At 52.7% G+C, this 3542-nt stretch carries 6 protein-coding genes; 3 read left to right on the top strand and 3 right to left on the bottom strand.

The genetic code is table 11. The features are described 5' to 3' along the window. The 3 genes from ACR0P9_RS09315 to ACR0P9_RS09305 form a co-directional block, all read right to left on the bottom strand. The coding region (locus ACR0P9_RS09315; protein ID WP_432619477.1) for a GTPase at nt 1-354 on the bottom strand (354 nt) is incomplete at its 3' end. A gap of 214 nt (nt 355-568) precedes the next feature. Continuing rightward, nucleotides 569-751, bottom strand: a complete 183-nt coding sequence (gene rpmF, locus ACR0P9_RS09310; protein WP_216471297.1) for a 50S ribosomal protein L32 — start codon at nt 749-751, stop codon at nt 569-571. A gap of 59 nt (nt 752-810) precedes the next feature. Continuing rightward, the gene (locus ACR0P9_RS09305; RefSeq protein ID WP_432619475.1) at nt 811-1314 is read right to left on the bottom strand and encodes a YceD family protein; all 504 of its coding nucleotides are present in this window, start codon (nt 1312-1314) and stop codon (nt 811-813) included. 51 nt (nt 1315-1365) lie between these two features. Between ACR0P9_RS09305 and ACR0P9_RS09300 the strand changes: the two genes are divergently transcribed. From ACR0P9_RS09300 to ACR0P9_RS09290, 3 genes are all read left to right on the top strand, one after another. Beyond that, nucleotides 1366-1680 (top strand): hypothetical protein, encoded by a 315-nt coding sequence (locus tag ACR0P9_RS09300; protein WP_432619473.1) that lies wholly within the window; start codon nt 1366-1368, stop codon nt 1678-1680. Continuing rightward, nucleotides 1631-2593, top strand: coding sequence for an RluA family pseudouridine synthase (locus tag ACR0P9_RS09295; RefSeq protein ID WP_432619471.1), 963 nt, complete (start codon nt 1631-1633; stop codon nt 2591-2593). The genes ACR0P9_RS09300 and ACR0P9_RS09295 overlap by 50 nt, the downstream gene beginning before the upstream one ends. Nucleotides 2594-2612: 19 nt before the next feature. Then, nucleotides 2613-3542: glycosyltransferase (locus tag ACR0P9_RS09290; RefSeq protein ID WP_432619469.1), on the top strand; the 930-nt coding region annotated here is incomplete at its 3' end.

Below are 3542 nucleotides of genomic sequence, written 5' to 3'. Positions count from 1 at the left end.
GGCAAGCACAATCGGCTTGCGCGAGCGGCGCAGCATCGCTGCTACCTCCTCATCTGTCGCGGTCACACCGCTGTGCAGATCCGTCATCAAAATAATCACGTCTGCCGCCTGAATGGCTGCTTCCGCCTGAATACGCATGAATTTCAGGATCTCACTGTCCGTGCTCGGCTCAATACCGCCGGTGTCAATGACCTGAAAGGCACGGCCGCGCCACTCGGAATCCGCATACAGTCGGTCGCGGGTAATACCCGGCGTGTCCTCTACAATCGAGAGTCGCTTACCGGCAAAGCGGTTAAACAGCTGCGACTTGCCGACATTTGGGCGTCCGACAATCGCTACAACTGGTTTTGCCATTGTAATACTCCTTTCCGTCTGCCGCACGCCGCTGAGACGCGCGGGATATGACTCATTTTTCACAGAATGCTTTATTCTGTTGGTTTTTTCTTGAGAGTTCAATACGATTATCGCATTTCTAAGCAGTTCCGTCAACTCTCACGGCAAAAAAATAGAGAAGGAAGCTACGGCCGCCTTCTCTATTCTTTCTTTCATCTGCATCGGTGCTCCGAAATTACTCGGAAACCTTCAGGTACTCACGGCCATTGTAGGAGCCGCAAGCCTTACAAACCTGATGCGGGAGCTTCATCTCGCCGCACTTCGGGCACTTCACCAGTCCCGGCGCGCTCAGCTTCCATACGTTGTTTCGTCTGGTATCACGTCTTGCCTTAGAAGTCTTTCTCTTTGGTACTGCCATTTCGGTAACACCTCCTCTGTCTATCCTAAAAGTTCTTTTTTGATGAATCGTATCATTCCTCAGTCGTCCTGATCCAGGAGCTTCTGAAGAACAGCCAGCCGGCTGTCGATTTCCCTTGTGCTGCAGCCGCACGGACCTTCATTCAGGTTCTTGCCGCATTTGGGACACAGTCCCTTGCAGTCCGGCTTGCAATAGTATGCAAAGTCGACTTCGAGCAGCAGGGCAGGGATGATAATGTCGTCCAGCTCAATGCTCTGCCCGTCTATCTGGTAAATATCGTCGCGGTCATCTTCCTGTACTTCCTGCGCCAGAACATACGAGCACTGTGCCGTAACGTCCTTTTTGACAGGAGCCAGACAGCGGGCGCATCGCGTTTCATACAGTGCGCTGGCTGATGCCTGTAGTCGGAGCACGCCCAGATGATTCCGAACCTCTCCTTCGATATGAACCGGTGTACGGAACGGATATTCTCCGTTCATTTCCTCTTTTGTCAGGTCGGCGTCGTAAGAGAACGGGATCACCGCTCCATCGGTCACCGAGATGCGTTTCAAATCGAGTTTCATAGCATTCCTCGCTTGACGGTCAATTATTAGTATACCTCATGGAAGCGGAGTTTGTCAACAGAAAACTCTGCTTTCTTCCCACATTTCCAAAGGTTTATTCATTATAGCACAAATTTTAGAAAATTTCAGCCCATTCTGCTGATTTTTTCCCAAAAATACAGGGAATTTTATTTTTTTGTCAAACCTGCACAGAGATTTGATGCTCCGTCCCGCCCTTCCTGCACCGAAACAGCGGATCTTGGACAAAAACCATTGCTTTTCTGCGCCGGTACGGTTAAACTAAAAGCAAAAGAAATGACAAAACAGGAGGATTCTCGTGAAACAGTTCACCATCAGCAAGAACGACAGCGGGCAGCGTTTAAATAAATTTTTAGAAAAAGCCGTTCCTCTGCTCCCCGGCGGCATGATGCACAAGTACATCCGCATCAAGCGCATCAAGGTTAACGGCAAGCGCACCGACTTCGCCTATCGGCTGCAAGAAGGCGATGTTCTCCAGCTGTACATCAACGACGAATTTTTTGAAAAGCCGAAAAAGCACAGCGAAGAGGAAGCCTATCTGCATGTTAAGCCGAATATCGATGTGATTTATGAAGACCAGCATATCTTGCTTGTCAACAAGCCCGCAGGACTTGTCGTGCACGCCGATGACAACGGCACCAGTGACACGCTCATCGCCCGCATTCAGGCGTATCTGTATCAGTACGGACGATGGGATCCGGACAAAGAGGCATCGTTTACGCCTTCGCTGTGCAACCGCATTGACCGCGGCACCTCCGGCATTGTCATTGCCGCCAAGACCGCCGAAGCGCTGCGCGTGATGAATCAAAAAATCCGCGACCGCGAGCTGCACAAGAGTTATTTATGTGTCGCCTGTGGCCGCGTTCGCCCGCGCGACGGCCGCATCAAGAACTACATTCTGCGTCACGAGAGCGAGCATCGTGTTTCCGTGCACGATCATCCGGTTGCCGGTGCACGCACGGCGATCACCCAGTATCGCGTCTTAAAAGAAACGCCGGAGCTGTCTCTCGTCGAGTGTGATTTGATTACCGGCCGCACTCATCAGCTGCGCGCACAGTTTTCCCACATGGGGCATCCGCTGCTCGGCGACAGCAAATACGGTAAAAATGAAATGAACCGCAAATACCGCCGCAAATCGCAGGCGCTGTGCTCGTACAAGCTCCGATTTGATTTCACGACGGATGCCGGTTCGCTCGGTTATCTCAACCACAAGGTATTTACTGCCCCGCGCGTAGAATTTGTATCGCTGTTTGACGACTAAACCATCGGAGGTGAGAGAAGTGAATATTGCGATTCTCATTCCCTCTCTCGATCCGAATGAGCGGCTCGGCACACTGGTCTCTCAGCTGCGTGAGCAAGGACTGACGCAAATCATTGTCATTGATGACGGCAGTACCGCCAGTGCTCAGCCAATTTTTGACCTGTGTGCCTCTCTCGACTGCGTCGTCGTGCATCACGACCGCAACCGCGGCAAGGGCGAAGCCCTGCGCACCGGTCTGCGCACAGCGCGCGAGCATTTTCCGACCATTTCCGGTGTGGTCACCGCGGACGGAGACGGCCAGCACCTCGTCAAAGACATTGTGCGCGTGGCGCGTGCGCTGGAATCCACAGCAAGCAGCCTTATCCTCGGCACACGTGATTTTTCCGGCGAGCAAATCCCTTTTCGCAGTCGATTCGGAAACCGCTTCTCGTCGCTGTTTTTCCGTCTCTCTGCGGGCGTCAGCTGTCCGGACACCCAGACAGGATTGCGCGGGATTCCCGCCGCTCTGTTTGACTTTGCGCTTTCCGTTCCCGGCAGTCGCTATGAATATGAAATGAACCTGTTGTTCTCTGCCGCCCAGCAGCACATCCCTCTCCGATATGTCCCCATTGAGACAGTATATGAAGACAACAATTCTGTCTCTCACTTTCGTCCGCTGCGCGACTCCGCCCGCATTTATGCCGCGCCATTGCGCTTCGCTATCGCCTCGCTGAGCAGCTTTTGTATCGACATCGTATTATTTTCCCTGTTTGCGTGTTTGCTGCCGTCCCGGACGGCTCAGGCGATCTTAACCGCCACATTCGGCGCACGGATTTGCTCCGGCATCTATAATTTTATTCTCAATCGCCGCTGGAGCTTTTCCAGCACACAGGAATCCTGGCATACACAGGGAATCCGATATTTGATTCTCTTCTTGTGTCAAATGCTCGTGAGCGGCAGCGCCGTTTGG

It is taken from the genome of Butyricicoccus sp. (genome assembly GCF_050872565.1).
In the GTDB taxonomy this organism is placed as follows: Bacteria; Bacillota; Clostridia; order Oscillospirales; family Butyricicoccaceae; genus Butyricicoccus_A.
The sequence above is the reverse complement of the archived record's forward strand: the minus strand, read 5'-3'. Positions and strand labels throughout refer to the sequence as shown.

What these genes read in the sequence shown, in the direction of transcription:
- ACR0P9_RS09305 (WP_432619475.1), bottom strand. Translation starts at nt 1,314, where the DNA reads ATGAAACTCGATTTGAAACGCATCTCGGTGACCGATGGAGCGGTGATC.
- rpmF (WP_216471297.1), bottom strand. Translation starts at nt 751, where the DNA reads ATGGCAGTACCAAAGAGAAAGACTTCTAAGGCAAGACGTGATACCAGA.